General features: G+C 39.0%; 13 protein-coding genes. 6 read left to right on the forward strand and 7 right to left on the reverse strand.

Annotation, left to right across the window (positions count from 1 at the left end; all coding sequences use genetic code 11):
- Window positions 1-63 precede the first annotated feature (63 nt).
- The 3 genes from BXY82_RS03180 (at window position 64) to BXY82_RS03190 (ending at window position 3,374) form a co-directional block, all read left to right on the forward strand.
- Window positions 64-1,749: a GMC oxidoreductase gene (locus BXY82_RS03180; RefSeq protein WP_133756725.1), complete on the forward strand. Its 1,686-nt coding sequence runs from the start codon at window positions 64-66 to the stop codon at window positions 1,747-1,749.
- Between the two features lie 2 nt (window positions 1,750-1,751).
- On the forward strand, window positions 1,752-2,309 hold the full coding sequence (locus tag BXY82_RS03185) for a gluconate 2-dehydrogenase subunit 3 family protein (RefSeq protein WP_133756726.1): 558 nt from the start codon (window positions 1,752-1,754) through the stop codon (window positions 2,307-2,309).
- 138 nt (window positions 2,310-2,447) lie between these two features.
- Complete coding sequence (locus BXY82_RS03190; RefSeq protein ID WP_133756727.1) at window positions 2,448-3,374, forward strand: serine hydrolase; 927 nt, start codon at window positions 2,448-2,450, stop codon at window positions 3,372-3,374.
- 73 nt (window positions 3,375-3,447) lie between these two features.
- On the opposite strand, the gene BXY82_RS03195 is transcribed toward BXY82_RS03190, so the two are convergent.
- From BXY82_RS03195 to BXY82_RS03215, 5 genes are read right to left on the reverse strand one after another with little or no spacing between them, the layout of a single operon-like run.
- Window positions 3,448-4,470 (reverse strand): UDP-glucose--hexose-1-phosphate uridylyltransferase, encoded by a 1,023-nt coding sequence (locus BXY82_RS03195; RefSeq protein ID WP_133756728.1) that lies wholly within the window; start codon window positions 4,468-4,470, stop codon window positions 3,448-3,450.
- Between the two features lie 17 nt (window positions 4,471-4,487).
- A complete protein-coding gene (gene galK, locus BXY82_RS03200; protein WP_133756729.1) occupies window positions 4,488-5,642 on the reverse strand; it encodes a galactokinase in 1,155 nt (384 codons plus the stop codon).
- A 2-nt stretch (window positions 5,643-5,644) separates the two neighbouring features.
- Window positions 5,645-7,291, reverse strand: coding sequence for a solute:sodium symporter family transporter (locus tag BXY82_RS03205; RefSeq protein WP_133756730.1), 1,647 nt, complete (start codon window positions 7,289-7,291; stop codon window positions 5,645-5,647).
- 28 nt (window positions 7,292-7,319) lie between these two features.
- Window positions 7,320-8,222: an aldose 1-epimerase gene (locus tag BXY82_RS03210; protein ID WP_133756731.1), complete on the reverse strand. Its 903-nt coding sequence runs from the start codon at window positions 8,220-8,222 to the stop codon at window positions 7,320-7,322.
- 3 nt (window positions 8,223-8,225) lie between these two features.
- Entirely contained in the window at window positions 8,226-9,224 is a 999-nt protein-coding gene (locus BXY82_RS03215) for a GntR family transcriptional regulator (protein ID WP_133756732.1), read from the reverse strand.
- Window positions 9,225-9,561: 337 nt separating this feature from the next.
- Here BXY82_RS03215 and BXY82_RS03220 point away from each other — a divergent pair, with 337 nt between their 5' ends.
- Both BXY82_RS03220 and BXY82_RS03225 read left to right on the forward strand, forming a co-directional pair.
- The gene (locus tag BXY82_RS03220) at window positions 9,562-10,497 is read left to right on the forward strand and encodes an outer membrane beta-barrel protein (RefSeq protein WP_133756733.1); all 936 of its coding nucleotides are present in this window, start codon (window positions 9,562-9,564) and stop codon (window positions 10,495-10,497) included.
- A gap of 9 nt (window positions 10,498-10,506) precedes the next feature.
- Window positions 10,507-10,947 carry a DUF2147 domain-containing protein gene (locus BXY82_RS03225; RefSeq protein WP_133756734.1) on the forward strand — a complete coding sequence of 147 codons (441 nt, stop codon included), beginning with the start codon at window positions 10,507-10,509 and terminating at the stop codon, window positions 10,945-10,947.
- Between the two features lie 72 nt (window positions 10,948-11,019).
- On the opposite strand, the gene BXY82_RS03230 is transcribed toward BXY82_RS03225, so the two are convergent.
- Together BXY82_RS03230 and BXY82_RS03235 are read right to left on the reverse strand one after the other, a co-directional pair.
- Window positions 11,020-12,399 carry an exonuclease domain-containing protein gene (locus BXY82_RS03230; protein WP_133756735.1) on the reverse strand — a complete coding sequence of 460 codons (1,380 nt, stop codon included), beginning with the start codon at window positions 12,397-12,399 and terminating at the stop codon, window positions 11,020-11,022.
- Entirely contained in the window at window positions 12,399-13,169 is a 771-nt protein-coding gene (locus BXY82_RS03235; RefSeq protein ID WP_133756736.1) for an XRE family transcriptional regulator, read from the reverse strand. The genes BXY82_RS03230 and BXY82_RS03235 overlap by 1 nt, the downstream gene beginning before the upstream one ends.
- Before the next feature lie 587 nt (window positions 13,170-13,756).
- Between BXY82_RS03235 and BXY82_RS03240 the strand changes: the two genes are divergently transcribed.
- Window positions 13,757-16,807, forward strand: a complete 3,051-nt coding sequence (locus tag BXY82_RS03240; protein WP_133756737.1) for a DNA polymerase III subunit alpha — start codon at window positions 13,757-13,759, stop codon at window positions 16,805-16,807.
- The last annotated feature ends 48 nt before the right edge of the window (window positions 16,808-16,855 follow it).

Below are 16,855 nucleotides of genomic sequence, written 5' to 3' on the forward strand. Positions count from 1 at the left end.
TTCTTTGTGAGTAGCTGATGTAAAGATTAAATTTGCACGGATTCAAATAAAAAGGATAAAACATTGAATAAGGCGTATGATGCCATCGTAATTGGCACCGGAGTTTCCGGGGGCTGGGCGGCAAAAGAATTATGTGAACATGGACTCAAAACCTTAGTCCTCGAGCGAGGCCGAATGGTTAACCACGGCGAGTATCCAACAGCTACTAAAGATAGCTGGGACTTCGAATTCCGCGGGAAGCCAAGCGCCGATGCTAATGCGAAACAACACAAACAAAGTCGCACCGGTTTTGTAACCCAAGAAACCACTGCCCATTGGTTTGTTAACGATTTAGAACACCCTTATAACGAAACCAAACGCTTTGATTGGATCAGAGGGTACCATGTTGGCGGACGATCACTTACTTGGGGGAGACAAGCTTTAAGAATGAGCGACCTCGATTTTGAAGCAAATAAACTTGAAGGTATTGGCGTAGATTGGCCAATTCGTTATAAAGACATTGAACCTTGGTATACAAAGGTGGAACAGTTTATTGGCGTGTGTGGTGAAAATTTAGGATTACCACACTTGCCCGACAGCCATTTATCGCCTGCAATGCCTTTAAATGAAGTGGAGAAAGATTTTAGAGATCAAATTTCCAAGCATTATAAAAACCGTTATTTGACTATGGGGCGCTTTGCCAATCTTACGGGCGATACCCATCATACAGGAAGAGCAAATTGCGCGTACAGAAATAGATGCATGCGTGGCTGCCCGTTAGGTGGTTACTTTAGTAGTAATTCGTCCACTTTACCTGCCGCAGAACGCACAGGCAATATGACCTTAAGACCGCATTCCATCGTTTCTGAAATTGTTTATGACGACACGAGCAAGAGAGCAACAGGGGTCAAAATTATAGATGCCCAAACTCATGAAACTCTTGAGTTTTCCGCTAAAATAATCTTCTGCTGCGCCTCTACTGTAGGCACAACCAGCATCTTATTACAATCCAAGTCTAAACGCTTTCCAAACGGATTAGGAAACGACAGTGGCGAATTGGGCCACAACTTAATGGACCACCACTTTAGAGTTGGCGCTACAGGTACCACTACCAAATTCAAAGAGGTGCCTTACACTAATAATCGTCCTGCAAGTTTCCACATTCCACGTTTTAGAAATTTAAAGGACACGGAACCTCAGCCTAATTTTTTAAGAGGGTATTCCTTTCAGGGCAGTGCCAGCCGAACCGATTGGCGCCGTGCCATTAAAGAGTTGAGCTACGGAGAAGCGCTGAAAGACGAGCTTTTAAAACCTGGGCCTTGGCGCATTGGTATGACTGGTTTTGGCGAATGCCTACCTTATCATGAGAATAAAATGACGCTCGATGATACTAAAAAAGACCAATGGGGACTCCCAACAGTCACTTTTGATGCAGAATTTAAAGAAAATGAGCTAGAGATGCGTAAGGACATGCAGCAGGAAGCCATAAAAATGTTAGAGCTTGCCGGTTTTGAAGATGTTAAAGGTTTTGATACCGCACTCTATTTGGGGCATGCCATCCATGAAATGGGCACTGCACGAATGGGCCACGATCCGAAAACTTCTGTATTAAATAAATACAATCAAATTCACGCCGTTCCCAACGTTTACGTCACAGATGGGGCGTGTATGACCTCTTCTGGAAACCAAAATCCGTCGCTAACCTATATGGCACTTACGGCGCGAGCGGTAGACCATGCTGTAAAACAATTAAAACAAAACCTATTGTAACGATGGATAGAAGAATGGCTCTTAAAAATATGGCATTGTCCTTTGGCTTTGCGGTTTCAGGCGCAACCATCATCAGTTTGTTTAATTCCTGCAGCGATGAAAAACCGACTTTAACTTCAGAGTTTTTTAAGGCTTCTGACATGTATAACATCGCACAGTTAGTAGATTTTATACTACCTAAAACAGCCACTGTAGGCGCGAAAGACCTCAACATTGCACATTTTGTTGACAAGATGTGCCAGCATGTGCTAGATGATCAACAGCAAAAGGAAATGAGATTGGGTGTTGCTGAATTCTCCAAAAAATTTTTAAAAATCACGGGCAATTCAACCACTGAAGGTACTCAACAAGATTATGAATTGATGCTAAGCACTTATTTTAATGTTTCAAAAGATCAAGAGAAAGCCGTATTTGAAATGCTGGACTCCGATTATAATACGCTTTCAAATGCTATCAAACCAGACTACCATTTATACACTTTTATGACTACGGTGCGTGAGTTGAGCTTACTGGGCTACTATACGTCCCAAACCATTATGGAGTTGGATTTGGGGGCTTAGCAGATTTCTCAACAGTCCTGATGTTACGTTCCTAACGTTGATCTCGTTGCGCAACATCTTACTGCTTCTATACAATGAAGACACAATAATCATAATTTTCGTAAATTATCCCAAGAATACAATTGACACGTCTTATTTATGAAAACCAAACTATGTTGTTCCTTAGTGCTAATTTTTTTATGCCATTTTATGTCGGCACAGCAAACTGATAAAACCTTGGAAAACGGACTTACAGAACTCGTCAAAAACTTTGAAGGCGATGTTGGCATTTATGTTTACAATCTTAAAACCCAAAAAGAAGCGGCCATCAATGCCGATACTATTTTCCCAACGGCGAGCATTGTTAAGGTGCCAATTTTAATTGAAGTGTTTAATCAGATAAAAAAGGGGAAACTGCATCTTAATGACACCATGGTGTATGATGCAAAACGTGTGTATGGCGGATCAGGATTAATGCAGTTTTATAAAGACAGTACCGTTACGGACCTTCGTACTTTGGTGTCGTTGATGATTACGATGAGTGATAATACCACGTCCTTGTGGTGCCAAGAACTTGTAGGTGGCGGACTGGCCATCAACAAAACCTTGGCCGACTTAGGCTTAGAACATACGCGAGTGAATAGCCGAACCGAAGGCAGAACTTTAGATTGGGAAACCTATGGTTGGGGACAAACTACACCTCGTGAAATGGCGTCTTTGCTTATAAAAATGAGAAACAGAACCTTAGTTGATGACGCTGCGAGTGATGAAATGTACCGAATTATGAGCAACTCTTTTTATACTGATTACTCCCTTTCTCAAATTCCGCCGCACGTACAAACTGCTGCTAAACAAGGGATGGTTAATAAATCACGTTCAGAATTAGTGATGGTGAATGCGCCAAGTGGAGATTATGTATTTTACATCGCTACTAAAAACAATGCCGATGAATCTTGGGGATTTGATAATAAAGCATGGGAATTACAGAGAGCAATTTCCGCATATTTATGGAATTACTTTGAACCAGAATCGGACTGGAAACCTGCTGCAGGATTTGCAGAGTTAGTAAAGGGGTTAAAATACTGATTAGCGTGCGACACCTTCAAAAAAGGCCTCAATAGAATTATTGAAGCCTTTTTTTATCGTTATAAATATATTATTAAACAACCAACGCTCTAAGCCTATCGGCTGCTTGCTCCGCAGTAATATCACGTTGTGGCGATCCAAACATTTCATAGCCTACCATAAATTTCTTAACCGTCGCACTTCTCAATAATGGCGGGTAAAAACTCATATGCCAATGCCAATGGCTATTATCTTGTCCGTTGGTTGGTGCTTGATGGATCCCGCTAGAATATGGAAATGACACTTGAAACAGTGCATCATAAGCTTTGGTGATTTTAGAAATAGCATCTGCAAAAGCGATACTTTCAGCATCTGATAATTCTGAAATATTGGTGTAGTTGTACTTCGGAACAATCATGGTCTCAAACGGCCAAACCGCCCAAAACGGCGTCAGTACTACAAAGTGGTCATTCTGATAAATGATACGTTCATGCGCTTCAAGTTCCTGCTTTAAATAATCGCCTAAAAGACTGCTTTTATGCGTATCATAATAGGTTTTTTGATGTAAATCTTTTTTCTCTACCTCGTTTGGTAGCGTTGATTGACTCCAAATTTGACCGTGCGGATGTGGATTGCTACAGCCCATTACAGCACCTTTATTTTCAAAAATCTGCACGTAGTTAATCGCTTCATTAGCACCTAATAAGTCATATTCAGCTTGCCAGGTTTTCACCACTTTCGTAATATCTTCAACTGCCATATCCGCCAAACTTTTCGAATGGTCAGGGCTAAAGCAAATCACTTTACAAATACCTTGCTCACTTTCCGCTTTAAACAAACCTTCATTTACAGAAAACACAGGTGATGTGGTTTGCAAAGCTGCAAAATCATTGGTGAATACAAAGGCATCTTTATAATCTGGATTTTTTTCACCATTAATCCGTGTATTTCCCGCACACAAATAACATTCTGGGTCATGTGCTGGACGGTTTTCATTTGCCACCGCTTCATTTTGTCCTTGCCACGGTCGCTTCGCTCTATGTGGCGACACCAATACCCATTCGCCAGTTAATATATTGAATCGTTTATGCGAGTAATCTTGTAAATTTGTATTCATTGTACTTTAATGTATAATTAAGACTTGATAACGTGTGTTCCCTGTGATAACTTCACTTTATAAACAGAACACGCTGTTCCGAATTCGTTTTTATACTGTTCAGAAACTTCTTTTTTAAAGGTTTTAAAGGCACTTTTCAACACCAAGTTGATTGTACAGCCACCAAAACCGCCACCCATCATCCGGGCACCAGCAACATCGGGACTTTCTTTTGCTTTTTCCACTAAAAAATCGAGCTCAGCGCAACTCACTTGATATTGTTTACTCAAACCGTTATGCGATTGAAAAAGCAAGTCTCCCAACGTGTCAACATCATTTTCCTCAATCGCTTCAGCAAAACGCTGAACACGATTATTTTCTTGAATAACATAGAGTGCTTTTTGATAATCAGCTTCACTAATCTCAGACTTCAAACCATCTAAATCCGCCTTTGTTGCATCCCTTAAAGCAGCAACATTTAGAAGTTTTGATATATTCTCACATACTGCGCGTCGGTCGTTATAGGCACTTTCTGATAAATCGTGTTTTACATTAGTATTAATGAGCATCAATTCATAATCTTTAAAGTCGATGGTATAGGCTTTGGACTCAACCGTTCGACAATCTAAAAGTAAAGCGCTGTCCGTGATGCCAAACATACTGGCATACTGATCCATAATCCCACAATTAACGCCTACAAAATTATGCTCCGCTTTTTGGGAGACTAAAATCATTTCCTCTTTGGTCAAACCAAGATTAAAAAGTTCATTTAACCCATAGACAAAACTATTTTCTAAGGCTGCTGATGAAGACATGCCTGCACCTCCAGGAATATTGCCCGCAAACACACTATTGAAGTTGCCTGGGTTTTTACCCAACTTTTGAACTTCAGCAATAACCCCTAAGATATAATTTCGCCATCCACCATCACTCAAAGGCTGTAAAGCGTCCAAGCCAAATTCATGCGCTTCTTCCATGTTTAAGGCAATAACTTTACTTGTAGGAGCATCACTTTTTTGAATAGCAAGTGCGATGCCTTTATTGATGGCGGCAGGAAACACAAAGCCTTCATTATAATCAGTATGCTCACCTATCAAATTGATTCTTCCTGGCGAATAGACAAGCAAAGGTTCTGTATTAAAATGTGATTTAAAACGCTGTTTAACGTCTTTAATTAATTTCTTATTCTTCATAATTAAGCAAAATAAACATACACTGCAATAACCAATAAACAGATGACCAAACCAACAGCCTTCACATGCTTATAAGGGGTGATATCTACCTGTTTGGTGTATTCTTGAACGAAAGGTGTTTCTCTTGGTTTTAGTTTCCCGATGATTAACATGATCACAATATTCAACACGAATAAAATAGCCATGATATCCAAAAAGTGAGGATAAGCCTGCGCTTCAACAAGTGCTAACGCAGCCTTATCAGTAACGCCCATAACCGATGCTTCAGCAAGTGCCTTACCAATAAAGTAGTCCTTCATAAAGAATTGACTGATAATGTAAAGGAAACACCCAGACACCAAACCTACCTTAGCTGCAATAGCAGGTACACGTTTAGTGGTATATCCTACCACAATAATGGTTAAGATTGGAATACTATAAATTCCGTTGATCTCTTGTAAATACGCAAACAAACTACCTGCGTTGGCAATCAGTGGCGCAATAAACATAGCCGCAATTGCTAAGACAATTCCAAAAGTTTTACCGTATTTAACTACCGTTTTTTCGTCAGCATCCTTATTGATGTGTTGCTTATAGACATCGATACCAAACAAGGTAACGGAACTGTTTAGCACACTATTAAAGGAACTCAAAATAGCACCAAAAACTACCGCTGCAAAAAAGCCTACAAATGCTGTAGGTAATACTTTTTTAACCAACATAGGATAAGCACTATCTGCATTTTCTAATGTTCCTTGAAACATATGATAAGCGATCAATCCTGGCAAAACCACAATGATTGGGCCCAATATTTTAATGAACCCTGCCAACAATAATCCTTTTTGGCCTTCTTTTAAATTCTTTGCACCAAGTGCTCTTTGGATGATTTGTTGGTTGGTACCCCAATAAAATAAATTGACCAACATCATCCCTGTAAATATGGTATAGAATGGCACCGGATCTGTCGGTCCTCCCATCGATTTAAATTTGTCTGGATGTTCAGTAGTTAGGATGGATAACCCATCTAACATATTCCCATCACCAATCATCAACAATCCAAAAATCGGGATTAACACGCCACCAATCAACAAGCCAATCGCATTAATGGAATCAGATACCGCAACGGCTTTAAGTCCACCAAATACGGCATAAATAGATCCGATGATCCCAATGCCCCACACACAGATCCAAATAGACTGGGTTTGGGTAACCCCTAATAGTTCAGGCACATCAAACATCCCACTAATAGCCAGAGAACCAGAATATAAAATAACCGGAAGTAACACAACTACATACCCCGAAAGGAATAATACAGAGGTTAAGGTTTTTGTTGTAACGTCAAAACGCTCTGACAAAAACCCAGGAATAGTTGTCAACCCGCCTTTTAAATAGCGCGGTAATAGGAAAATAGCGGTTAGGACCATAGCAACGGCGGCAACAGTTTCCCATACCATCACGGATAATCCGCTTTGGTAAGCTGATCCATTGAGTCCCACCAATTGTTCCGTAGACAAATTGGTAAGCAATAAGGATCCTGCAACAACGCCTGCAGTTAAACTACGTCCACCCAAAAAATACCCATCTGAAGTGCCTTCATCTGTTTTTCTGGTTTTTAAATAGGAGATTACCGCGACGAGTACCGTAAACCCAATAAAAGTTAAAAATTGCATAATTATCTGATTAGTTTGTTAGTGTTCATTAATCTCTAAGATCTTTAAATACGATGGTCCATGTAACGTCATACTCTGCATTTGGCTGTAATGTTTGCAAACCTATAGCGTTGTTAAAACTATCTGCCGCACCCGTCATTGGCTCAATAGCAATAACATTTGAGGTATTAGGCGTATACAATTGTAAATAATTTTTTTCAGAAGTACTGCCTATTATTAAAAGATATTCAGGCGTATGAAATTCGACGGCATCGGATTGGAGCTCATATCCATCATCTAAAGTGACACCTTTAAGATGGTAGGGCATTTCAATATTAAAAGGACATGTGCCAGAAACAATTTGCTGAGTGTCGCATAAAAACTGAGTTTCACTATCAAAATGCAGACTGCTTTCATCTATATTTTTACTGACAAAGTACGGATGCCAGCCTAAGGTGAATGGAAGTGCCTTCGCGTCTTTATTTTTTATTTCAACCGACAGACTTAAATCATCATCAGATAATTTATAGGTCAATTTCATTTTAAACTTAAATGGAAATCCTTTGCAAGAACCATCGTAATGATAATTTAGCGTGACAGATCCATAATTTGCTTGAAGATCTTCACCACTACATTCGAATGTCTTATCATAGACCAATCCATGAAGTGCATTGTTTTTATCCACTTCATTACAATCTAACCTGTATTCATAATCTTCAAAAGAATAAGTGCCATCCTTAATTCTGTTCGCAAAAGGAAACAAAATAGAAGAGGCGTAATTGTCTTTATACGTTGACGGAGCATAGTCGGCAAGCACCGCAATACCATTAAACACAAGGTCACTCAATCGGCCGCCTTGGTTAAGACATAATGTAGCTTTAGTGGTTTGGTCAGCATTAGTCAGTTCAACAAACTGCAACCCATGCGCTTCTTTTTTTGTAAGTGTATACAAGGTTTATATAGATTTTCTAATTATTAAACGGTTCGGGTTTTCAACTTGGGCAAATTCCTTATTCAAAATCATTTCTGCCAATCGTTGCCCCATCAGATTAAAATCGGTTGAAATGGTCGTGATGCCGCCTTCAACAATTTCTTTCAATAAAGTGTCATTATAAGAAATAATACCGATGTCTTTTGCCACTAGCAACCCTTGTTCTTTAATATGCTTTATAATTCGAATTAAGTTTTTATCGTCCAATACAATATAAAGTTCACCGGCAGATATCAGTCTGTTTGAAAAACTATCTATGATTTCATGATTCAGGTTGTAATGTTCGCAAAATGACTGAAAACCATCTTTAATCCCTTGAGGTTGTCGCGATGCAGGATATAATAAAACGAGTTTTTGATACGACTTAATTTTATCTAAAGCCACTTCAAGCCCCTGATATATATCTTTCTTGAAATTTTGAAAAACTGAAGGGTATTGCTTGAGATCGGCATGAGTCTGATCTAAAATATAGACCTTATCCTGTGGCAATCGCTCTATAACTTGTCCGGTATTCTTCAAATTTGCAGGCATGATGACATACGCGCTATAATCTCCAACATTATCATTGATCAATTTGGCGAACATATCCTGATTAAAGTGATGAAAGAAAATATCCACTTGAATATTATCGCCCAAATTAGATAAAAACGAATTGTATAAATCTTCCTTAAACGAATTAAATTCGTCAAAAAGTAAGAATATTTTATGGTTGACCTCAACATCAACACTATTAACATAATAGCCTTTTCCAACGATAGATTGAATAATTCCGCGGGTTTTCAACTCATTAAATGCCATAAGAACGGTATCTCGAGATAGGGAATGCTGATTTTTAATTGTATTTAAAGAAGGTAGCTTATCCCCTTTTTTTAAAGTACCGGAAACAATCGCCGCCTCAATGGAAGCCACAATTTGTTTGTACTTAGGAATGCTGGATTTCTTTTTAATATTGACAATGCCCATGTAACAAATGTAGAATATTTTTGCACATATACAAACTGGTAGGTACTAGTAGTTAAAATTGACACAAAATCTGTTGTAATTGATTCAATTTCAGTCTGAAAATTTAAATATAATTTAACTAAAATATAATTTGATTAAAAATCACTTTTTATACCATTTTTAATCGTCAAAAACGAGTCGTATGATGGTAACCCAAGTGCTCACAAACGCCTATATGGGTTAGGATTTAATGCATTGAAGCATTTTATTCTTCGTAACTTTACCTCCCATTATGGTTTGAGAAATAGCATCTCAACCATATCCACATGAAAAAATTATAGAACTAAAAATTATAATTATGAAAATGACACGCAACGCTTTGTTAGCTTGTATACTAATGGCGACAACTTATGTTTCACAAGCTCAAAATGACATGACTCCTATTGAAGATTCAAGCTTTTACATCCGTGTTACTGGCGGTTACAGTTTTCAATCTGGAAAAACGGAATTTAACAACGCTGACCCAAATGAACTTACTGGCATCAAGCAATCTACTGATATTACGGTGAATGCAGACGGTTCTTCAATTAATGTAAAATCATTAAATGGCACGGCTGGTGCTGGACTAAAATTCAATGTTACCGGTGGCTATATGTTCAACCCTTATTTTGGTGCTGAAATGGGCATCACGTATTTCCATGGTGATAAAACAATGATTGGCCGTTTGAGAAGTCCGCAGGTCAATTCTGAAGCCAATACCTATTTAAGAGGATTTGATGTGGCTCCAGGAATCTTCATCACTCCAAATTTTAAGGCGGTTAACCCTTACGCGCGTATCGGATTGATTGTTCCTGTAGCAGGCGACCTGACGATTGAAACTGTTGCAAGACAAAAAAATGGCGGTGGCGAAGGCACGGATATTTTGGTAGAGGCATTGAGTGAAGTGCAAGCTAAATTTAGCGTGGGCTATTTTGGAGCGCTAGGAATCACTTACCCAATCAGCGACAACTTTAGTGTTTTTGGTGAAGTAGAGATCAAAAACTTAAGCATCAAAAGTAAATCGGCAAAAATCACGGAATATTCTACAACCGCTATTTCTGACGGACAATCGCAATTGGTACCGGGACAACAGTTAGCAGATTTACCTGTTTATGAAAAAGAATTTGAATTTTCTGATGATTACAATCAAAGTACCACCACTCAACCTGACCAAACCAAACCACGTGTCATCCCGACGCAATACGTGAATGCAAGTGGCACAGGAATTAATGTGGGAATTCGATTTATTCTTTAATATTCAGTTATGAAGACGATAAAAACCTATTTAGTATGCCTCGCATTACTCTTGAGCATTCCATTAGCCCAAGCACAGCAAATTACGGGCAAATGGAAAACGGTTGATGATGAAACGGGAAAGACCAAATCCATCGTTGAACTTTATAACGCTAACGGAAAAATTTACGGAAAGGTTTCAAAATTATTGCTTCCTGAAGATCAAGGCAAACCTTGCATTAAATGTGAAGGAAAAGATTACAATCAGCCCATTGAAGGCTTGGTCATAGTGAAAGGTTTGACTAAAAATAGCGATAATGAGTATGAAGGCGGTACGATTTTCGATCCGCAGAAAGGCAAAGAATACAAATGCAAAATGTGGATTGATAAAGACAGTCCAAACACATTAAACGTTCGTGGCTACGTGGCCTTTTTCTACAGAACCCAAAAATGGTATCGTGTGACGGAATAATAATGTCAACTTAAAAAATGAAAAAGCACTTAAGAAATTAAGTGCTTTTTTTTATATAGACTATTTATAATATTAGTGCAATTCCAATGTTTCGACACCGGAAGGCTGCAACAACAGTTTTCTCAAAATGCCCTGAACTTCCATGGTTTCCTTTTGCGGAATAAGGAAAGTTTCCAAATCGTCCATGTGCACAACTTGCGCTGATTTTTCTACAAAACCATAGCCTAGATAAAGTCCGTTTTTAATCAACACAAAAGCTTCCTCTTCCTGATGTCGTCCCTTTTCCTTCAAGACGATGTTCTGATTGGACGTTGCCATATATTCAATGGCCAAATTCGCCCGTTCGTTATAATCCACTACCGATTCTTCATCCTTACAAACACCTTTACAAGTGGTCAATTTGTAATGCGAACACATCCAAACACTCTCTTGCAAATGACAGTATTTTGGGCACAATTCAAATTTTTCGCATACTTGCTCTAAATACAATCGGCAATCGCGAATGCTGTGAAAAATTTGTAACGGAAATGGAGTCGCTTTAAGCGTGTTGAATGCCAAATGCTGAATGCCGCGACGGTCTTCATAACTAAAAACCGCATAAGGCTTTGGCACACGTTTGGCGGCTTGGTTATAAAGCGGAAAATGATGTTTAATGGCAGCATCTTCCATTAATCGCGCCACCAAATCACTTCCTGACAGTTCATAATCAATGTGGGCCGTTTCTCTACAAAGGTTCAGTTCCTTTTCTTTCTTATCATAGAAATGTCCCAAGACACGCTTTTTTAAATTGATGGCCTTCCCTATATAAATAATTTTTCCTTTCTTGTTTTTGAAATAATAAATGCCCGGACCATTAGGGATACTTTCAAAAATGGCGCTTGGCAAGTGCGACGGCAAGGTGGCTTCTTTCGATCCTTTTTTCAAAAAGTCCGCAAAAACAGTTTCCGAATGTTTATGCGCCAATAGTTTTTGAAACAAGGTCACGGTAGCTTCGGCATCACCGCGTGCACGGTGCCTGTCTACCAAATCAATCTCCATAGCAGCACACAATTTTCCCAAACTATACGATCGGAATCCGGGGAACAGCGTACGCGACAATCGCACGGTGCATAATTTTCGTCGTCTGAAATCGCCGCCAATGGCTTTGAATTCATTACGAATCACGTTATAATCAAAATTGACATTATGGGCCACAAAAATAGTGTCTTCAGTAATGGCAAGAATCGCTTCTGAAATTTCTGCAAAGGTGGGTGCATCCGCAACCATCGCATTATCAATACCGGTTAATGCGGTAATATAATCAGGAATTAACGACTCCGGATTGACCAGCGACGTGAATTCATCAACCACCTTGTCACCGTCATGTTTAAAAATGGAAATTTCAGTGATTTTGTTACCACGTCCGGTGGTTTCAACGTCAATAATGGTATATGTTGCTTTGGTTTTTCCCATTAGGCCATTTTTTGAACCGCTTCCAGCTCTACTTTTAATTCTTGGAACATTGCCATAATACTGCTCAGTTTCAATTCCTTTTCATCGTATTCCTGAGTGTTGATACAGCAGGTAAATTCCCACAGTTCCAATACATTTTCAATAGGAACTTCGTAAGGTTGATAAGCTTTATTATCGCTACTTAACATCAAGGTCTGTTTCTCTTCAATTAAATTATACACGCGCTTATAAACCAGTCCATCATCTTTAGTCAACACAATATAGGTGCGTCCATTTTTCACATCCTGAATATCCTCCACATACTTTGCCACCACAAAAGACCCGTCTTTTACGGGCAGCATGGAGTCGCCTTTAATTGGAAAGGCACGGTGGGTTCCTGTAGGAAGAAAAGGCAACTTTATTTTTTGCAGCTGTTCAATATATTCTGGATCATCATAACCTGCCAAATACCCCGCAGAGGCTTTTGCAGGCACAATTTCAATAAGATCTTCATTGTCTTCGTTGACGGTTATCGGGAACAGCACGCGCTTACTTCCAATATCAATAAACGAGGTATCTTTGGCTTTACGTAAATCATTTTTGACCAAAATGTCAATGGGGATTTTAAAGTAATTGGACAAATCAATCAATCGGTCAATAGGTGGTTCAGAACGCCCTTCCTCATATGATCCCACTACCGATCGTGACCAACCCAACTCATCGGCAAAACGCTCTTGAGACAACTGTTTTAAGGAGCGAAGGTGTTTTATGTTTGCTTGAATGTTTTTCATTTTCTTCTTTCTACTACAAATACACTATTGAGACAAAGTCCTGAATCTTGATTCTTAGTACTTGATTCTCAAATCTTAATTCTGCATTTTAAAACTTGCTACAAATATAAGCAAGACTCACTACAAATAATAGTTAATTTTGAAAAATGATAATTTTGTCAGTTCGAGTATTTTTTAATACCGTCAAAAAACGGTATTAAAAAATGTATCGAGAACCGAGTGTTTTCCATGCCACTAAACGGTATTTAAATATGTATCGAGAACCGAGTATATTTTCTTTGTACCCCACCAAAATGGGAGAAGAAAAATGTACCAACAACCGAATTCATTTTTTTAGAATGCTAAAATTAATTTTCGAACCCCGTTCTCGATACGTTTTTTGTAACACAGTAAAACTGTGTTCAAAAAACACTCGAATTGACAAAAAATCAGAAAACAACTGACTATTTTTTCTAAGTGATTAAACCAATATTTGACTAAAGAATTTAGGACCGTAGCAAAAAATTAAACCTGTTCTCGATACATTTTTTAAACACAGTAAAACTGTGTTTAAAAAACACTCGAACTGACATACAAACCGAAAAAAAATGTACCTCAATTGTCACACTTACTACAGCCTTCGCTACGGCACCATCAAGCCGGAACAACTGCTTGCCATTGCTTCAGAAAATGGACTACAGACGTTAGCATTGACAGACATTAATAGTACTTCGGCCTGTTTGGATTTTGCGCGATTATCTTCAAAATACAAGATTAAACCCGTGTTGGGCATTGATTTCAGAAATGGCGTTCAGCAGCAATTTATACTGATTGCGAAAAACAATACGGGGTTCCAAAACATCAACACCTACCTCTCTGGTTTTTTGCACAATTCAGAATTAAAAATTCCTGAAATAGCTCCAGAATTGGAAGATGTCTTTGTGATTTATCCTTACATCCATAAAAAAAACTATCAGCTTAAAGACCATGAGTTTTTAGGCATCAAGCCACAGGATTTAAACCATCTTAAATTCTCAAAATGGAATGCATTGCGGAACAAGTTGGTCGTTTTACAAACCGTATCATTTCAGAATAAAAAAGATTTTAACACCCATCGATTGCTACGCGCCATCGATAATAACACTTTGTTGAGCAAGCTTCCAAAAAGTGAACAAGCTCAAGAAACAGACACCATGTTGCCGTATCAGGAATTGTGCGACACCTATAATGAGTTTCCTGAACTTCTCGAAAATACAGCGTCCATTCTGGAAAAATGCCGTGTAGATTTTGACTTTTCTCAAGAAAACCCGAACAACCAACGCTCTTACACCACAAGTGAGGCTTTAGATTTTAGGTTGCTGAGAAAACTTACCTATGACGGGTTGCATTACCGCTATAAAAAACCGGGAGAGCGCATTTTTACACGGATTGAAAAAGAACTGACCATTATTGAGCAAAAAGGCTTTGTTTCTTATTTTTTGATCAATTGGAAGATTTTAAAATACGCCCGCAGTAAAAACTACTTCTATATAGGCCGCGGCAGTGGTGCCAATAGTATTGTGGCTTATTTGCTACGCATTACGGATGTCGACCCTGTGGAACTCGATTTGTATTTTGAGCGATTCATTAACGTTTTTAGACAAAATCCACCCGATTTTGACCTCGATTTCTCCTGGCGAGACCGCGATGATATCACCGATTTTATTTTTAAAAGATTTAAGAATACCGCCCTGATTGCGGTTTATAACACCTTTAAATTTAAAGCTTCCGTGCGCGAATTGGGCAAAGTCTTTGGCTTGCCAAAATCAGAAATGGATATGCTGACCCGAGGCAAATACGATCTTAAGCAACTGGATCAATTGTCGCAACTAGTCATTAAATACAGCAAATACATTCAAGGTTTCCCTAATTATTTGGGTATTCATGCGGGTGGTATCTTGATATCCGAAAAACCCATCCATTATTACGGCGCCACCTTTTTACCGCCCAAAGGATACGCCACCACGCAATTTGACATGGTGGTTGCAGAGGATATCGGGTTGTATAAATTTGATATTTTAAGCCAACGCGGACTTGGTAAAATAAAGGAAGCTACAGAAATTGTGGCTTATAACCATCCTGAAAAACCACCGATTGACATTCACGATATCAAACGTTTTAAACAAGATGCCCGCATCAAATACTTACTTAAAAACGCCAAAGCCATTGGTTGCTTTTATGTAGAATCGCCCGCCATGCGTATGCTGATGCGAAAATTACGTGTCGATAATTATTTAGGTTTGGTAGCGGCAAGTTCCGTCATTCGCCCCGGCGTGGCCAAAAGTGGCATGATGCGCGAATACATTCTACGTTACCGCGACCCCGAGCGTCGTAAAGATGCTCCTAAAATTTTGCTCGATATTATGCCCGAAACTTATGGCGTGATGGTATATCAGGAAGATGTAATAAAAGTGGCACATTATTTTGGCGGACTCACATTGGGAGAGGCGGATATGCTGCGGCGTGGCATGTCGGGTAAATTCCGATCGCGTGAAGAGTTCATGAAAGTGAAGCAACAGTTTTTTGACAATTGCAAAAACTCGGGAAAACCGGATGAACTCGTAGAAGATATCTGGCGACAAATTGAAAGTTTTGCCGGCTATGCTTTTGCCAAAGGGCATTCCGCTTCCTATGCCGTAGAAAGCTACCAAAGTTTGTTTATGAAAGCCTATTTCCCGTTGGAATATATGGTGGCTACCATTAATAATTTTGGCGGATTTTACAGCACGGAACTCTATGTTCATGAAGCTCGAATGAACGGCGGGATTATTGAAGCGCCCTGCATCAATCATAGTTTTACGCAAACAGTTATTCATGGAAAAACCATTTATCTCGGTTTTATGTTTTTACAATCGTTTGAATCAAAAACCATCAAACGCATCGTTAAAGAACGCAATGAAAACGGTGTTTTTTTAAGCTTGGACGACTTTATTGAACGGGTTCCCATTTCTATAGAACAAGTGTCGATTTTGATAAAAATCAATGCATTCCGATTCACGGGAAACAACAAGCGCGAATTGCTGTGGGAAGCCCATTTAAAAATCAGCAAACACGTAGCGCAAGAACCTGCAGTCACCTTATTTAAAACCGAACGCGTCCACTATAAAACACCAGAATTGCCAAGTACCGCATTGGAAAATGCTTTTGATGAGATTGAATTGTTAGGCTTTCCGCTCTGCAATCCGTTTCATCTGCTAGAAAACCCTTCCATAAACCCATTACGTGCGAAGTATTTGGAAACCATGAAAGAGCAAACCGTCACCATTGAAGGCTACCTCATCACCACAAAAAACACTAAAACGACCAGTGGTAAAATCATGCATTTTGGAAATTTTTTAGATCGGGATGGCGATTTTATAGATACCGTCCACTTTCCTCCTGTGGCAGCAAAATTTCCTTTTAGAGGCAAAGGCATTTATAATATTACAGGCAAAGTGATGATTGAATTTGATTGCGTTTCTATTGAAGTTACCCATATGGAACGCTTGGCCGTGATTGAAGACCCGAGGTATAGTACCAATCCGCCACCTCAACCTTCTACAGCAAGAAATAGTTACAGTCAAATGTTAGCAAAAGGAAGACCAAAACCAGAAGTTATACCTGTTCCGACGGTTAGTTAACAAAAATCAAATCGCATAAAACCCAACATCTTTTTATTTAAGGCTTTG

This window comes from Gelidibacter sediminis (genome assembly GCF_004364975.1).
GTDB lineage: Bacteria > Bacteroidota > Bacteroidia > Flavobacteriales > Flavobacteriaceae > Gelidibacter > Gelidibacter sediminis.